Origin of the sequence: Comamonas sp. MYb21 (genome assembly GCF_037479395.1) — a bacterium.
GTDB lineage: Bacteria > Pseudomonadota > Gammaproteobacteria > Burkholderiales > Burkholderiaceae_C > Comamonas.
Genome location: NZ_JBBGZC010000002.1, coordinates 421,380 through 437,086, shown reverse-complemented (window position 1 = coordinate 437,086; position 15,707 = coordinate 421,380). Strand labels below are relative to the sequence as shown.

Sequence of the window (15,707 nt, the reverse complement as noted above, 5' to 3'; positions counted from 1 at the left end):
CTTTCATCGCGCCTGACGCCAGGTGGGCCGGATCGGCACTTCGGGCAGGTCGCGCAGCGATTCACCATCGATGCGGATGCGCTGCTGGCCCTCGTCATCGCGCACGCGCAGCAGCGCATGCGGGCCCGCGCCCAGCGACATGCGCGAGGCCTGGCCATCGGCCTGCGGATCAAAGAGCCCATCGCCATCGGTATCGAGCAGCTGCAAGCGCGGCCGCAGGCCATCGATGCTATTGAGCAGGCTGAAAAACTGGCGTTGCGCTGTGCCTGGCGCGGGCTCGCAACGCTCATCGCCGGGTTCGCCCTGGGCGCCATGGCTGGCATGCGCCGGCACCTCGCTGATCACCGCCAGCAGGTTGCTGCCGCTGTAAAAGCGCAGGGGCTGCAGCAGGCGCTCGCCTGCCTCGGGCAAATCCAGGAACCAGCCCCGGTGGCGGCTCCAATCGAGCGCATCGGCGCCTTCGCTTTCGTCAGTGCGCCAGAACATGCGGCGGTCGCTGCTGCGCGCCTGCACGGGGCGGGGGCTGATGCGGCGCTGCAGCAGCTGGCTGTGCGCCACCGGCCCGGGCAGATCGGCATCGCTGCCCAGCGCCGACTGGCAATCTGCATCGGCCGCCGAGGCGCAGACCGCCACCCGCTCACCGCGTTCGCCCACGCGCTTGTAGCGGCTGGTATCGAGCACCGCATACAGGCTCTGCACGCTGTCGTCTTGCGGATCCTGGCGGCTGGCATTGCGGCCGGTGCCAAAGGCGACCACCAAGCCACCGACGGGCACCTGGCGCTGACCACCCGCCTGCTGCAGGCTGCGCAGGCGGTCATTGCTGCGCACCAGCGGTGCGGTGCTGATGGGCTGGGGCTTTGTGCGCTGGCCTGGCGTGCTGCGCTGGCCCCCGCGCGCTTGGTACAGCGGCACGCCCATGGTCGACTGGTTGCTGGTGGTGGCCGCCATTGCGCCCCACTGCGCCACACCCCATTCGCGGTCATCGTCTGCGTTGATCAGAAACTTCCAGAGATTGCCCTGGTTGTCGCCGGCATAGACCACATCGGGACGGCCATCGCCATTGATATCCACCAGCCTGGGCGCAGACAGGCCGTTGTCCTCCAGCTGGCTGCAATGGGGCTGGGGCGGCGTTTGCTGCCTGCAGGCCTGCGCCGATGCATTGCCGGTCGCCACCAAGCGCAGCAGCTCACGCCCGCCATCGAGGTACTGGATCAGCAGCACCGGTCTGCCGTTGGCGCTGTTGTAGCCATTGCCCAGCACCAGCGCCCAGCGGCCGTTGTTCAGTTGTGCGATCTGCGTTGTACGCTGCGGGTCGATGTCGTCGCGGGACGGGCTGGCGGTGATATGGCCGATATCGGCAAAGGCCTCGGCCAGCTGTGTGCAAGCCTGCAGCGCGGCGCCCGTCTCCGCATCGCAGCGCGGCGCAGATTCCGTCGCATGCCAGCTGCGGTCCATCAGCACCCGCTCTGCCGCCTGCGCCTCGGCAAAGGCCGTCTCCGGTTCAGTGACATCGAGCACAAAATAGCCCTTGCCCCCGGCGCCCAGGGTACCCACCAACAAGCTGCGCCAGCGCGGGCTGCTGGCGCTGCCCAGGTTGGCATCGCCGGCCAGCGGCGAGCCATCGACAAAATAGCGGTGCTGGCCATCGTAGGCCGGGCTGGTCAAGCCCTGCAGGCTGGGGATCACGCCCCGGGGCACATAGGCTATTTTTTCCTCGCCCGTATGGGCCGAGAAGCCGTGCAGCATGCCGTCATTGCCGCCGACATAGAGCATCGGCAGGCGGTTTTGGTGGCGCAGCACAAAGTCCAGATAGCTCGCCTCGTGGTAGCCGGCGGAAGGCTTGCCCAGGTACCAGATCTGCGAATGCACGGTATCGCCCTGGCGCGAATGCCGGTTGCGCAGGCTGCCGCCATGCTGAGCTTCATGGCGGCGCTCGCCTCGCAGGTAGTTAAGGCGCTGCTCACCACTGGCCTGGCCTTGCGCGCCATCGGCAGGGCCTTGCAGGGCCCGCTTGTGCGCAGCGCTCCAATGGCTCTCATCGGCCGCCCAGCGAAAAGGCACGCCGCGCTGCTGCACATCGCCCCAAGTCAGCACCAGGCGCTGCTGCCAGGCGATGGCATCGAGCTTGTCAGCCGTTGTCTGCCCACCCCAGCCTGGCGCCGGCTGCAGGCGGCCATCGCTGCCCATTGCCTGCGCCTGGATAGCGCCAGACCAGGCCCGGCCCGGGTCGTAGCTGGCGCTGAACAGCAAAGCATCCTGCGCAATGGCCTGGCTGGCGCTGGCGGCCCCTGTGCTGGCTGTGGCGGCGCCCAGCGCGCCACCTGCATGCTGGGCCTGTATATCGGCCAGGATACTGCGCAGCGCAGCCACTACATCTTGGCCATTGGCCGCCGCATAAAAACGGCCCCGGCCATTGAGCGCCGCATGCCACAGGTCCAGCGCGCGCACGCCCTCGCCCTGCGCCTGCATATCGGGCCAAACGGCATCCCCTTTGGCCAGCGCTGCAAAGCTGCCGTCATAGCCCAATGGCAGTTGCTGCGTGGGCGCCAGGATCTGCGGCGCGCCGGGCCAGGTGCTGGCATCCAGGCCAATGCCTACCGTATAGGTCTGCAGATGCGGCCAGCTGGCAGGGTTGTAGCGCGGGTTCCAGTAGCGCTCCAGCACGGCAGGCTGGCCGCTGCCATCGGCAAAACGCTCGCGGGGCGGTGCCTGGCGGTAATCGGAGTCAGGTGCCAGACTACCGCTCAGGCCTGCCCGCTGCAAAGGGTCGGCCCAGCTGCGAAACGCCCAGTCGGCCAAGGTGCTCGGCACCGCATCGCTGTAGAGCTGGGTGGCAGCCCTTTGCGCGGCACTGCCGCCGCCGTAGACCTGGCCATCGGGCAGGACCTTGGCGCGGGAGTGGTCGTCTTGCGCACCACCGGTAGCGGGCCCAGCCCAGCGGCTGCCCGCCAGCACAATGTGGTAGTTGCGGCGGCAGCCCAGGTAGGTATTGCTGGCGCCGCTGGCAGCGCCCGGCTGGCTGGCCCAGGGCCCTTGCGGGCCGAGCGGCCGGCGCAGGTAGGCATCGGCCTGGCCGAGCAGATGGTGCAGATCACTGCTGTGGCCGGTACGGAGCGAGTCGGCAAAGGCCAGAAATTGCTGGCGATGGCGGCCCTGCAGCGCCTGCATGCCGTTGGTGGCCAAACGCGGGCTGTTGACCGTGCTGGCCCCGGGCCTGCGCCGCTGGCCTTGTACCATGCCACCGGGCCCGCCGCCAGACGCAGCGCCATGGTTCCACATCGCCTGCCAGGCCAGGCGAATGGCGCCATCGGGCAGTTGCTGCCCATCGCCCAGCACATCCTTGAGCGCATGGCGCAGCACGGCGATGCGCTGTGCCCGCGCATCCCAGCGGCCGTCGCCATCCGGCGCGGTGATGCTGGCCACACCGGGCTCGGCGCTGCCCATGCGGCGCTGCATGGCGGCCGAGTCATCGATGGAGACGATGACATTGGGCGCCACCCAGGCGCTGGCACCGCCGGCAGGCGCGGTGGCCAGCTCCAAGGGCCAGGCAGCAGCAGGCAGCAGCGCCAGACTGAGCAGCGCAGCCTGCCGCTGGCTTGCGGAATTGGGCAGTACAACCCAGCTTGGTCTTGTGCCATCCATAGCTGCCTCTCAGTCTTTGCGCCGGGGGCGGGCGTAGCTTTGCTCCAGCACCACCAGGGAATCGGGCTTTCTGCCAAAGGCCACCGCAGTGATGCGGTAGACCACATGCGGGCTGAGCCCTGCGAGCTCGAGCTGGTGGGCGGGCGCATTGCTGATCAGCCCGGGCTTGCTGTCGATATAGGGAATGACTTCGATCCAGTACCAGCCGCCGGCGTCAGGCGCCGTCCGGTCCGCCAGGATGGGATGGGCCGGGCGGTCTGCATCGCCCAGCTGCGCGCCGGTGTACTGGCCATAGCGCGCGCCGGTGCCGGCCCGCAGCAGCGCAAACAGGTCCTGCTCGCCCGCGTGCCGGCCAGCCGTGCCTGGCGCCGGCGCATTCCAGATATCCTGGCGGCCCACCCGCTTGGCACAGAGCGCCTCGATGCAGCGCTGCGGCTGGGCACTGAGATGTGCCAAAAACACCGGCAAGTCGGCGTTCTCCAACGGCACCCGGGTGGTGCCGGCGCGGCGGCACACCTGGGCTGAGGCGCCTCGGGGCAGGCCACCATGGGCACAGGGCCGGCCATCGGCCCGCTCGCCACGGATATCCAGTTCTGCATCGTGCAGCAAGGCCTCTGCGGCCTCAAACGCCCGCTGGTAGTCGGCATCGTTGCCAACCACCAGCTCGCCATACCAGGCCGTGCGCGCCGACCACAGGACCAGCAGCATCGACAACATGCCAAAGACCAGCACCGTCAGCAAGGCTGCGCCCCGGGTGCGGTGCCGGCCATGGCCATAGCGAGTGTGGCGGGGGCTTGTCATAGGCCGCCCTGGCTGCGCAGTTGGAACAGGTTGCGAAAGCTGCGGTGCATGCGCCCTTGGCGCGCGCCGGGCAGGCCGGCCACCTCAACCCATTCACCGTCGCAGCCGGTGTAGCCGCTGCCCGCCGGCAGCGCGCCGGACTGGCGGCCAAACAGCACCAGGCAGACCTCGACCGCTACCACCTGCGACCAATCGCGGCCCGCCTGCTGCGCATTGACGTACTGCAGCTGCGGTTGCGCCGTGCCCGCCGCCTGCATACGCAAATAGCGCAGGCGAAAGGCCGCCACGTTGTCGACCAAGGGCTGCGGCGATGCAGCGGTATCGTTGCCGCCACAGCGCAGCACCTGACCACGCAGACTGAAGTGCGATTCCAGCCGCAGATCGGCGCTGGCATCCACCGGCCCGCCCAGGCAGTTGCGCGCCTGCGCAGCCAGACCGGACTGCGCAAAGACGGGCTGCTTGTAGCGCCGCAAGCCGGCCGCCAGGCTGCTATCGCTGCCCCGCAAGGCATCGGCGCGCGGCGCATAGCCACGGGCGCTGCCCGCCGCGGGGGCTGCGGTCTCAAAAGCCGCTGGCGTCAACGCAGCGCTGAGCGAGGGGTCCGCAGCGGCGGGCAGCTGCAGGTTCAGGTACAGGCTGCCCGATGGGCGCAGCTGCTGGCCGATGACGCGCAAGGCATAGCTGGCTTGCTGCTGCAGATGGCTGGCGTCGCTCACGGTGCCCGCCAGGCTGCGCGAGGTCAGCAAGGCCACACTGGCCGCAGCCACCACCAGCAGGCCCAGCGCCAGGCCCACCATCAGCTCGACCAAGCTAAAGCCAAGCTGCCCGCGCCCCCTTGCACGGCAGCGCCCGCCGACCCGATCCAACGCCCACAGGGGATGGAGGGGATGCGGCATCTCAAGTCCCCCCGCAGTGGTAGTGCAGCGCGCTGCCCATGCGCTCTGCCGTGCAGCGTGCGTTCAAGGCCAGGTACTGCAGATGGCAGCTGTAGCGCAGATCGCCATCGCCATCCTGGCAGACCACCTCGCCGCCGCGTTCATCCACCGCATCCGCGCCCCGGCCCTCGCCGACACCGCGGGTGGCATCGACCAGGTTCCAGTACAGCGCCGGATCGGTGCCACCTTGCGGGGCATGCGTGCTGTCGCGCCAGCGGACCATCACGCCCAGCTGGCGCCGGTTGGCGTCCACCTCTTCGCCGGGTGCGAGAAAAATCCGGGATTGCCCCAGCGGCAAGCTGCGCGCCACCTGCAGGCGCCACTGCGCCAACTCATGCTGGGCCAGCTCAGCGGCGCTGCAAGCCTGCGCCGCGCAAGACCTGGCCTGAGGGGCTGGTGCTGCATGCTGCCAATCGCTCAGATAGTGCTCCAGCTGTTCCCAGGCATGGGGGTTGGCGCGTATGCGCTCGCCCAGGTCTTCGATCAGGCGAATCGCCTGCACACGCCGGGTGCTGGTCTGCACATCGGCCAGCGTGCGCAGCTGCATGGCCAGCATCGCCAATACGCCCAGAACCAGCACCACCATGGCCACCAGTGACTCCAGCAAGCTGATGCCGCCTGAGAGGGAGGCCTGCGGGTGGGTGGGCACGGCGATGCGCATGGCTTAGCTCCTGGGGCTGCAGCCGGGGCCGTCGACGACCCGCACGCGGCCACCCCGGCTGGTGCACAGGCCCTTGGTGGCTGGGTGCTCTACCGTTTTCCCCTCCGGGAGCAGCGCAAAGGCAAAACCGGCTACCGGCATGCCCCAGCGGTCAAAGCGGATACCTTCACCCAGGCTGTTGCGCTGCACCTGCAGGCCCGGCGGCGTTTCAAAGCGCTGCAGCACCGGCGCATCGTCGGCGCACTGCTGCTGGCCCAGCGCATGCACACAGACCTGCCAGCCACAGCTCCAGTCACTGCTGCTGGCCTGGGCCTGGCAATGGCCGCTGTCGGCAATCCTCTGCAAGGCGACCAGGCCACTGCGTTTGATCGCTTCGGAGCGCGCCAGAAATACCGCCGAATGCATGGCCTCCAGCGACTGCCGCACACGCCAGCGCTGCAGCAGCCCGCTCGCACTGGGCACGGCCAGGCTCGCGATAATAGCCAGCACGCTGACCACCACCATCAGCTCGACCGCGGTCAGCCCGCTGTGCCGGTGCCCGCTTTGATGTTTCAATAAATTATTTAAAACTATTGAATTCATGCGATTGATTATTTAATCTTCACACGGCGGCGTAAAGCCTTTTTCGATTTAAAAATTAAATGCGCTGGGGCGGACAGCAGTGCCAATGCAGAGCCGGCGCGGTGTTGCGCCGATAATCAGCCAGCGGGCCTGAGCCTCCATGCCCTGCCCCTCCGTACCAGCCCTATTGCGACCAAGCTCCATGACTGATCAACACCTGCAAACCGCGCTGGAACTGGCTGCCAGCGCCCTGTTCATTACCTCCCCCAATCCCCGCGTCGGTTGCGTGCTGGTCGCTGCCGATGGCCAGGTGATCGGCCAGGGCCACACCCAGCGCGCGGGGGGGCCGCATGCGGAAATCATGGCTTTGCGCGATGCGGCGGCCCGAGGCCACAGCACGGCAGGCGCAACCGCCTATGTCACCTTGGAGCCCTGCGCGCACCAGGGCCGCACGGGGCCTTGCTGCGATGCCCTGGCAGCAGCCGGTGTGGCCAAGGTGGTGGGCGCCATCACCGATCCGAACCCGCTGGTTGCCGGCATGGGTTTTGCGCGTCTGCGTGCTGCGGGCGTGGAGGTGGTGGTCTGCGCGCCCGAGGACGGTGCTGAGGCCTCGCGCGAACTCAATATCGGCTTTTTCAGCCGCATGGTGCGCAAGCAGCCCTGGGTGCGGCTCAAGGCCGCTATGTCGCTCGATGGCGCAACCGCCTTGGCCGATGGCAGCAGCCAGTGGATCACTGGCGAAGCCGCCCGGGCCGATGGCCACCACTGGCGTGCCCGGGCCTGCGCCATCCTGACGGGCGTGGGCACCGTGCTGGCCGATGACCCGGCGCTGGATGTGCGCTATGTGGAAACACCACGCCAGCCGCGCCTGGTGGTGCTGGACAGCCAGCTGCGCACCCCCCCGCAGGCCCGCATCTTTGCCGCAGAGCGCGAAGTGCTGGTCTACACCCACAGCGAAGACAACGCGCGCCAGGCGGCGCTGCAAGCGGCGGGCGCCACCATCGTGCGCCTGCCCGGTCATACCCCAGCAGATCCCAACGCCCGCATCGACCTGGCGGCTTTGATGCAAGACCTGGGCAGACGGGAAGTCAACGAGCTGCATGTCGAAGCGGGCGGCATCTTGAATGGCGCGCTGCTGCAGGCAGGCCTCGTCGACGAGTGCCTGCTCTACCTGGCGCCCAAGCTGCTCGGCCTGGGCCTGCCCGCGTTTGCCGGCATGGCGCTGCAAAAGCTGGATCAGGCGCCCGCCTTGGACATCCGCTCGATCGAGCCCTTGGGCGCCGACCTGCGCGTGCTCGCCCGGCTCCAGGGCCATGGGGTTTTCTGATTCAAGCGCATTAGAGCCTCTCACACGACCCAGCAAACCGAAGATTTGCGGTTGAGACGAGACGCCAAGCCGCAGGCAGTACAGGCGTACGACAAGGCTTGGTAACGACGTATCAAGGGTGGTGTTAGGGGCTCTTGGCGTAGCCCAGGCAGGCGCCCGCATTGGGCAGCCCCTTACATTCACGCAGCAGGCGGCGGTCGCGCTCGGCCAGGGTTTCGGCACTGCTGCTGCGCTGGCGTTTGACTTTGACTCTGGCTTTGGCCGGTTTTTTGGACGCCTGCGTGGCCTCGGTCTTTTTCTTGCGGGCGGCCCAGGCGCTCTCGGGCGGCATGGCCATGGCCGCCAGCAGCAGCACCAGTGTGGAAAAGCGCAGTGATCGCAGCATAAGCAGGCCTCCTATTGGCTATCGATGTCCATCTCCCCAATGCTTTCAACAATCCTAGCGACAGGTCTGCAGCAACGGTCCGGGCACAAACCCTGCTGAGCGGCCACCCCGCTTGCCGCAGCGTTGCTGCGCCACGACGCAGTAGCGCCATCTGGCTGTACGACAGCACCGCCAAAGCAGCCACGCGGCCACCGCAATGGCCTGCGCTCACGCACAATAGCGCCAGCCCACTGATTGAACCTGCCGCCATGCTGCCTGCTTTGCTGACCTCTGCCCTGTCTCCGTTGCGCCCCTCCGAGACAACCTCCTGGCCCCAGTTGCAGCGCGGGCTGGTGATGGTCTGCGCGGCTGTGCTGCTGGCCGGCTGCGCCAGCAAGCTGCCGACCCAGGTGGACAGGCCGGTCTCAGCGGCCCAGCCGCCAGCGGCCAGCAGTCCGCTGGTGCAGATCAGCCAGCAGCGCCAAAAGGCCGAGAGCAAGGCCGGGCCCGGGGTGTCGGGCTTTGAGATACTGGCCGGCGCGCAAGCTGCCTACGGCGCGCGCCTGGCGCTGGTGCAAGGCGCCAAGCACACGCTGGATGTGCAGTACTACGCGATCCATGCCGATGCCAGCACCGCGCGCCTGCTCGAAAGCGTGGTGAATGCCGCGCGCCGGGGCGTGCGCGTGCGCGTGCTGCTCGATGACTTCCATGGCACCGGGCGCAATGCGCAGGTGATGCGCCTGGCTTTTGAGCCCAACATCGAGATGCGCATGTTCAACCCGCTGCCCGGTGACCGCGACTCGCCGATCAGCCGCATGTGGAACGCGGCCACCGATTTCCAGCGCGCGCAGCAGCGCATGCACAACAAGCTGTTTTTGGCCGACAACGTGATGGGCATCATGGGCGGGCGCAACCTGGGCGATGCCTATTTCGACAACGACGAGAGCTCCAACTTCCTGGACACCGATGTGCTCGTCATGGGCCCGGCCGTGCGGGATCTGTCGAGCAGCTTTGACAGCTACTGGAACAACGAGCGCGCCTACCCGGTGCAGTCGCTGATCAGCAAAAAGACCTTGGAAGACATGCAGCAGGCCTACCAGGCCCGCCCCAGCAAAGGGGGCGATGACGATGCGACGAATGCGGCATCCGAGCCCGCTGCCCGCAACAGCAGCGGCGGCGCCCTGCCCTCGCCGCCCGATGGCGAGCCGCGCCCGGGCGGCGCCATCTCCGACGAGCAGCGCGAGCGCGCCTGGGACATGCAGCCAGTGGACCTCAAGACCGTTCCGCTGGTCTGGGCCCATTCGGTGGTGATGGCCGATGCGCCCAGCAAGATACCGGCGGTCGACTCCGACGGCCAGACCAACCCGCTGAGCGCCGCGCCCGGCGTGCTGGACAACAAGCGCCTGGCGCAGCTGCGGGCGCTGGCAGAAACGCGCAACCCCGGCCACAGCCCCAGCGCCGATTCAGTGGTCGATGGCCTGGTGCAGCTGCTGGGTTATGCCAAAAAGGATTTGCTGATCGTCTCGCCCTACTTCGTGCCCGGCGAATCGATGCGCCAGGCCTTCAAGGATGCCGTGCAGCGCGGCGTGCGGGTGCGCATTCTGACCAACTCGCTGTCGTCCAACGATGCGCCCATTGCCCATATCGGCTATGCCCGCCACCGCGAGACGCTGCTGCGCGACGGGGTCGAGTTGTACGAGCTGGTGAGCGACGAGAGCGACTTGCGCGCCGCCTTTGGCCTGGGCAGCGGGCAGAACAGTTTCCGTGAAGGGCGCCGCGTGATGCTGCACAGCAAGGTGCTGGTGCTTGATGGCCAGCTGCTGGTGGTGGGATCGATGAACCTGGACCAGCGCTCCAAGCTGCAAAACACCGAGATCGCCGTGCTGGTGCGCAGCCGCAAGCTCTCGGGGCAGGCGGCTGGCATGATCGAGAAGGGACTGGAGAGTGCCGCCTGGCATGTGGTGCTCAAAGACGGCAAGCTGCTGTGGCAGGCACCGCAGAACACGCGGCTCAAGGACCAGACCACCGAGCCCGATGCCAGCCTGCCGCTGCGGCTAATGCTCAAAATCATCAGCCCCTTTACGCCCGACTCGTTGCTTTAAGCGCTGATTTAAACGGCTGCTTCCACCTGCGTCTGCTGCTGCAAGTCATCCAGCCACAGGGTGATCGCTGCCTGGTCGGTCATCACCCGCACATGCTGGTAGGCGTCCTCGGCCTCGGGAAAGGCCCGGCGCATCAGGTTGAGCCACTGCTTTAAGCGGCCGGCGCGCTGGCGCGGCTCGAGGTCCTCGCAGACCAGCTGCCAAAAGCGCAGCAAGGCAGGCACCAGGTCCGGCCATGTCACATCGCGCATGCCGGCGGGCAGCGGCAGGCCATCGCGCTCGGCGACGGCTTTGCGGATGCGCCAGGCCAGGCCCGGGTCAGCCACAATGCCGCGGCCCAGCATCAGGTCCTGGCAGCCGGATTCGGCCTGGCAGCGCAAGGCATCTTCCACGGTCCAGATCTCGCCATTGGCCACCACGGGGATGTGTACCGCCTCACTGATGCGCGCAATCTGGTCCCAGTAGGCAGGCGGGCGGTAGCCATCGAGCTTGGTGCGGCCATGCACAACCAGCTCACAGGCGCCAGCCTCCTGCATCGCCAACGCGCAGTCCAGCATCAGCGCCCGGTCGTTAAAGCCCAGGCGCATCTTGGCCGACACCGGCATGGCGGCGGGCACAGCGCCGCGCACCGCGCTGACCACCGCATGGATGGCGGCCGGGTCCTGCAGCAAGGCAGCACCGCCGCCATGGCGGTTGACCACCTTGGCCGGGCAGCCAAAGTTCAGATCGATCCCCTCGGGCGACAGCGCCGCCAGCTGCACCGCATTGGCCGCCATGCTGGCGGCATCGCTGCCCAGCAGCTGCGCGCGCACCGGGGTGCCGGCTGCCGTGCAGCTACCGTTGCGCAACTCAGGCATGGTGCGCAGGTAGACCTTGTCGGGCAGCAAGCTGCCGGTGATGCGGATGAACTCCGACACGCAGCGGTCGGCGCCGCCAATGCTGGTGAGCACATCGCGCAGCACAAAGTCGAGCAGGCCCTCCATGGGCGCAAGCAACAAGCGCATGTGGGCCCCCGTTCAGACCATCAGGCAGGTCACCAGGCCACCTGCAGGCGCCACAGCGTGGTCATCTCGGCCGCGCGGGCCTGGTGCAGCGGGTTGCTGCCATCCTGGGCCTTGGGGTGGCGCGGGCGGATGTGGTTCTTGCCCACCACCTGCAAGCCGGCCTCGGCGATCCAGCTGAGCAGCTCCTCGCGGCTGCGCAGGCCCAGGTGCTCAGCAAAATCGGACAGGATCAGCCAGGCCTCGCCACCGGGCACCAGATGGGCGGGCACTCCGGCCAGAAAGCCGCGCAGCATGCGGCTGCCTTCGTCATTGACGGCGCGCTCCACCGGCGCGCTGGGCTTGGCAGGCACCCAGGGCGGGTTGCAGACCACCAGCGCGGCCTTGCCTTCGGGGAACAGATCGGTCTGCGCCAGCTCCACGCGCTGGTCCACACCCAGGCGCTCCAGGTTTTTCTTGGCGCAGGCCAGGGCACGCGGGTCGGTATCGGTGGCCAGCACCTTCTGGATGCCACGGCGCGCCAGCACGGCAGCGATCACGCCGGTACCGGTGCCGATGTCATAGGCCAGCGACTGCTTGGCCAGCGCGGTGGGCAGCGGCGCCTGCGCAATCAGGTCGACATACTCGCCGCGCACCGGCGAGAACACGCCGTAGTGCGGGTGGATGCGGTCATAGCCCTTGGGCGCCAGCTTGGCCAGCGCGGGGATTTCCACGCCTTTTTTGCGCCATTCATGGGCTCCCACCAGGGCCTGCAGCTCGCGCAGCGACACCACCTGGGGCTGGTCGCCTGCGGGCGCGCCCCAGGCATCGATACAAGCGGCCTGCACCTCAGGCGCGCGGCGCAGGTGGATGGCGTACTGCGGGTCCAACTCGATCAGCACCATCGACAGCACGCGGGCGCGCTGCGCCTGCAGCTGGCGCTGCTGGTGGAAAGGCAAGGCCAACTGCGGCGTGGGCATGCCGGCCACCGCAGGGGCGGCGGGCTTTTTCTTGGCCTTGCGCTCACCGGTCTTGTCCAGACGGCGCGTGAGCGACTGCAGCAGCATGCGGGCATTTTGAAAGTCACCGCGCCACAAGAGCGCCGTGCCCTCGCAGGCCAGGCGGTAGGCCACATCGGCGGGCAAGGTGTCATCGGCGAGCACCACGCGGGCGGCAGCGGCCGCACCGCGCTCGCTGCGCCAGCGCGCGCTGCGTGCATCGCCGCCTTCCTCCCAGTGGATGGTGGGCAAACTCTCTGGCTGGGCAGTGGTCATACAAAAGGCTTTCTGGGGCAGTGCGGCAAGGCGCCGGCTGCCGAGGGGGAAAAACAAAGAGGCCGTCCAAGACGGCCTCTTGAGAGCAAGGCTGCCCCGCCCTGCCTGCGCAGGGCCGGCGCATGCCCGGCCAGCAAGGATCAGCGGTTCATCAAGGAGCGCTGCATGCGCACTTCTTCGATCTTGATGGCACCGACGGTGGCCGTCTTGGCGGTCGACATCTCGCGCTTGAAACCAGCAGACTCATGGAAACGCAGTGCGCGCTCATTGCGCAGCGGCACCCAGGCGGTCACCGAGGTGCAGCCTTCTTCGGACAGGCCATCACGCGCCGCATCCCACAGTGCCACGCCCACGCCCTGGTCCCAGTGGGTAGGGGCAGCATAGATCGCCCAGATCTCACCGGTGGTGGGGCGGGTCTTGGCATCGCGCGAGCGGTCAAAACCGATGAAGCCGACGATCTTGTCGTTTTCAACGGCCACTTGCACCTGCGGCTCGCAGTATTCGATGGCTTCGCGCCAGTAAGCCTGGCGCTTTTCGACGGAAGAGATGGACTTCAGTTGGTCATCGGGCAAAACACCGCGATAGCTCTCCACCGAAGCGGCGGCATGGATTTGGGCAATGGCTTTGGCATCACGGAGAGTTGCGGGACGAACCTGGATAGTTTCAGACATGGATAACCGAAAACAAAAATCAATGAATTAACCAAAAAGCACGTATATCTCGTCGTACACTGCGACCATCACGCCCGGCCGGGTGTCAAGTGGGGATGGAGCACCCTGAGGCTCAACATCCACCCACCTGCAACACACCATGGCTCACGCAGCATCAGCAGGCAACAAGGCACTGCTGAAGGCTTTTTTAAGGGCATATGGAAGAGTCAGCGCGTGAACAGCGCGCTAGAGAGTATGGTGCGCGAAAGCCCGCCATTGTCTCACTCCTGACATCATTTGGGTAGCCCCACAATAGGCTTGTAGGTCAATTTGTGCAGGGGTTTGCAAATGACTGCATTTGCGCTAGGCGTTTACCCGAAGGGTGCCCCTGCCTACAAATCAAGGTCTTAGCGCATAAAGCTGCGACCGAGCCACCGCATCAGCCCATCAAAGCGCCGGCCATAGGGCGGATACAGCCATTTGGCGGCCGACCAGCTCCCTTGACGCAGCACAGGCTTGCCATGAGAAAAGCGCATGAATCCATGGTAGCCATGCAGCGCACCCCAGCCGCTCTTGCCCCAGCCGCCAAACGGCAGGGCCCCATGGGCAAACTGCAGCAGGCAGTCATTCATGCACATGCCAGCAGCCCGCACGCGCTGCGCCACATCGCGGCCCTGGCGGCGGTCCTGGCCAAACCAGTACAGCGCCAGCGGTATCTCGCCATGGTTGATCGCTGCAATCGCCTCCTCGCGGTCGTCGTACTGCAGCACCGGCAGCACCGGGCCAAAGATTTCCTCCTGCATCAGCTGCATCTGCGCGCCCACCCCCAGCACCAGCGCCGGCACCAGCTGGCGGCTGATGCCATCGCCGATACGGCTTTGGGACACCTCCTCCCCGCCGCCTGCCAGGCGGATCACCTGGGCACCGGCCTGCTCGGCCTGCGCCAGCATGCCCAGCAGCCGGCTGGCATGGGCCGCATGGATGACCGAGGTGTAATCGGGGTTGCCCTGCAGCTGCGGGTACATGCGCTGCACGGCCTGGGTATAGGCCTCGACAAAGGCGGCAGCGCTGCTGCGCGGCAGCAGCACATAGTCGGGCGCAATACAGGTCTGGCCGGCGTTGAGCAGCTTGGCATGGGCAATCTTGCGCGCCGCGTCCTGGATATCGCAGCTTTGCTCCAGCAGGCAGGGCGATTTGCCGCCCAGCTCCAAGGTGGTGGGCACCAGCTGGTTGGCAGCAGCCAGCGCCACCTTGCGGCCGGTGGCCGCCGAGCCGGTGAACAGCAGGTGGTCCAGCGGCAAGGCCGCCAGCTCGGCCGAGGCGCCGGCGTCTCCCGCCAGCAAAGCCACCTCGTCATCGGCGAAATAGCTGGGCAGCAGCTCGGCGAGCAGCGCCATGGTCTGCGGGGTGTATTCGCTGGGCTTGATGATCACGCGGTTGCCCGCAGCCAGCGCGCTGACCAGCGGCCCCAAGGACAGCAGCAGGGGATAGTTCCAGGGAGCAATCACCCCGATGACGCCCAGCGGCATGGGCTGCACCCAGGCGCGCGCAGGCCAGAAATGCCAGGGCGTGGCCTCGGGCCGGGGCGCTGCCCAGCGCCGCAGGGCGCCCAGCGCCTGGCGCAACTGGCTGTGCAGCGGCAGTAATTCGGTCAAGCTCGTCACCCGCGCCGAGCGCTGGCCAAAATCGGCCTGCACGCTGGCGCACAGCCGCGCCTCGTTGTCCTGCAGCAGCTTTTGCAGCCGCAGCAAACGCTCGCGCCGCAGCAGCAGCGGCGTATCGGCCTGCGCGCGGCTGGCCGCACGCATGGCCTCAAAACGGCTGTGCAACTCGCTCACATCCATAGCATGGCCCCATAAAAAAACCCGGTCTGCATCAGGCACAACCGGGCTTTGTACACAAGGCAGGCCGCAGCCTGCGTCAGGTCAGTCAGTGTTGTGAACGGATTTCACGAGGCTCCACGTCCGTCACATCGATCACGGAAGCGCGCATACCTGAGGGGCTGGCAGCCGATTCAGCAGCGCGTGCACCCTTGTTGGCCGACCAGCGCGCCGTGCTGCGGTAGACCGTGGTCCAGCCCGAAGCGGGGTTCATCTTGAACGCGAAAGGCACCACAGGTTTGCCGGTGACTTTGGCCCATAGCAGGCGCACAGCCCAGAGCATGGCAGCGATTGCGGCCACCACCATCAGACTGACAAAAAACACCAGACCAGCCAGCACCATCGCAATACGCAAAGTCCAGCTCACCACAGTTGCCAACAACTCGTTCAACGCACTTCCTTTCGTCGCTGTATAACAGCGCTTGCTACCCATGTTATGCCGATGCCAGGCTTTTTCAAGCCCCCTGCACTGTCAACAAGCATATCGCAGCGTAAAGATGGTGGGCCATGCATGGTTATGCATCGCCCAC

At 67.0% G+C, this 15,707-nt stretch carries 13 protein-coding genes; 2 read left to right on the top strand and 11 right to left on the bottom strand.

Annotated features, from left to right (window positions below):
• Positions 1–3 precede the first annotated feature (3 nt).
• From WH367_RS04920 to WH367_RS04900, 5 genes are read right to left on the bottom strand one after another with little or no spacing between them, the layout of a single operon-like run.
• Complete coding sequence (locus tag WH367_RS04920) at positions 4–3,642, bottom strand: pilus assembly protein (RefSeq protein WP_339534557.1); 3,639 nt, start codon at positions 3,640–3,642, stop codon at positions 4–6.
• Between the two features lie 9 nt (positions 3,643–3,651).
• On the bottom strand, positions 3,652–4,443 hold the full coding sequence (locus WH367_RS04915; protein ID WP_339534556.1) for a pilus assembly PilX family protein: 792 nt from the start codon (positions 4,441–4,443) through the stop codon (positions 3,652–3,654).
• Positions 4,440–5,339, bottom strand: coding sequence for a PilW family protein (locus tag WH367_RS04910; RefSeq protein ID WP_339534554.1), 900 nt, complete (start codon positions 5,337–5,339; stop codon positions 4,440–4,442). Before WH367_RS04910 ends, WH367_RS04915 begins: the two co-directional genes overlap by 4 nt.
• A 1-nt stretch (position 5,340) precedes the next feature.
• A complete protein-coding gene (gene pilV, locus WH367_RS04905) occupies positions 5,341–6,039 on the bottom strand; it encodes a type IV pilus modification protein PilV (RefSeq protein ID WP_339534552.1) in 699 nt (232 codons plus the stop codon).
• A gap of 3 nt (positions 6,040–6,042) precedes the next feature.
• The gene (locus WH367_RS04900) at positions 6,043–6,594 is read right to left on the bottom strand and encodes a GspH/FimT family pseudopilin (protein ID WP_339534550.1); all 552 of its coding nucleotides are present in this window, start codon (positions 6,592–6,594) and stop codon (positions 6,043–6,045) included.
• 208 nt (positions 6,595–6,802) lie between these two features.
• On the opposite strand from WH367_RS04900, the gene ribD reads away from it, so the two are divergent.
• On the top strand, positions 6,803–7,927 hold the full coding sequence (ribD, locus tag WH367_RS04895) for a bifunctional diaminohydroxyphosphoribosylaminopyrimidine deaminase/5-amino-6-(5-phosphoribosylamino)uracil reductase RibD (RefSeq protein WP_339534549.1): 1,125 nt from the start codon (positions 6,803–6,805) through the stop codon (positions 7,925–7,927).
• Positions 7,928–8,051: 124 nt separating this feature from the next.
• Here ribD and WH367_RS04890 read toward each other — a convergent pair whose 3' ends face one another.
• Positions 8,052–8,312 carry a hypothetical protein gene (locus tag WH367_RS04890; RefSeq protein ID WP_339534547.1) on the bottom strand — a complete coding sequence of 87 codons (261 nt, stop codon included), beginning with the start codon at positions 8,310–8,312 and terminating at the stop codon, positions 8,052–8,054.
• Positions 8,313–8,560: 248 nt separating this feature from the next.
• On the opposite strand from WH367_RS04890, the gene WH367_RS04885 reads away from it, so the two are divergent.
• Positions 8,561–10,393, top strand: coding sequence for a phospholipase D-like domain-containing protein (locus WH367_RS04885; RefSeq protein ID WP_339534544.1), 1,833 nt, complete (start codon positions 8,561–8,563; stop codon positions 10,391–10,393).
• Positions 10,394–10,401: 8 nt separating this feature from the next.
• Here the strand turns inward: WH367_RS04885 and WH367_RS04880 are convergent, their stop codons facing one another.
• The 5 genes from WH367_RS04880 to WH367_RS04860 all read right to left on the bottom strand — a co-directional run bounded on the left by WH367_RS04880 (position 10,402) and on the right by WH367_RS04860 (position 15,568).
• Positions 10,402–11,397, bottom strand: a complete 996-nt coding sequence (locus WH367_RS04880) for a tRNA dihydrouridine synthase (protein ID WP_339534542.1) — start codon at positions 11,395–11,397, stop codon at positions 10,402–10,404.
• A 29-nt stretch (positions 11,398–11,426) separates the two neighbouring features.
• The gene (locus tag WH367_RS04875) at positions 11,427–12,647 is read right to left on the bottom strand and encodes a class I SAM-dependent methyltransferase (protein WP_339534540.1); all 1,221 of its coding nucleotides are present in this window, start codon (positions 12,645–12,647) and stop codon (positions 11,427–11,429) included.
• A 140-nt stretch (positions 12,648–12,787) separates the two neighbouring features.
• Positions 12,788–13,318, bottom strand: a complete 531-nt coding sequence (locus WH367_RS04870) for a GNAT family N-acetyltransferase (protein ID WP_021025922.1) — start codon at positions 13,316–13,318, stop codon at positions 12,788–12,790.
• A gap of 386 nt (positions 13,319–13,704) precedes the next feature.
• Positions 13,705–15,180, bottom strand: coding sequence for an aldehyde dehydrogenase family protein (locus WH367_RS04865; protein ID WP_339534538.1), 1,476 nt, complete (start codon positions 15,178–15,180; stop codon positions 13,705–13,707).
• A 46-nt stretch (positions 15,181–15,226) separates the two neighbouring features.
• Positions 15,227–15,568 (bottom strand): hypothetical protein, encoded by a 342-nt coding sequence (locus WH367_RS04860; protein ID WP_021025923.1) that lies wholly within the window; start codon positions 15,566–15,568, stop codon positions 15,227–15,229.
• Positions 15,569–15,707: the final 139 nt, after the last annotated feature.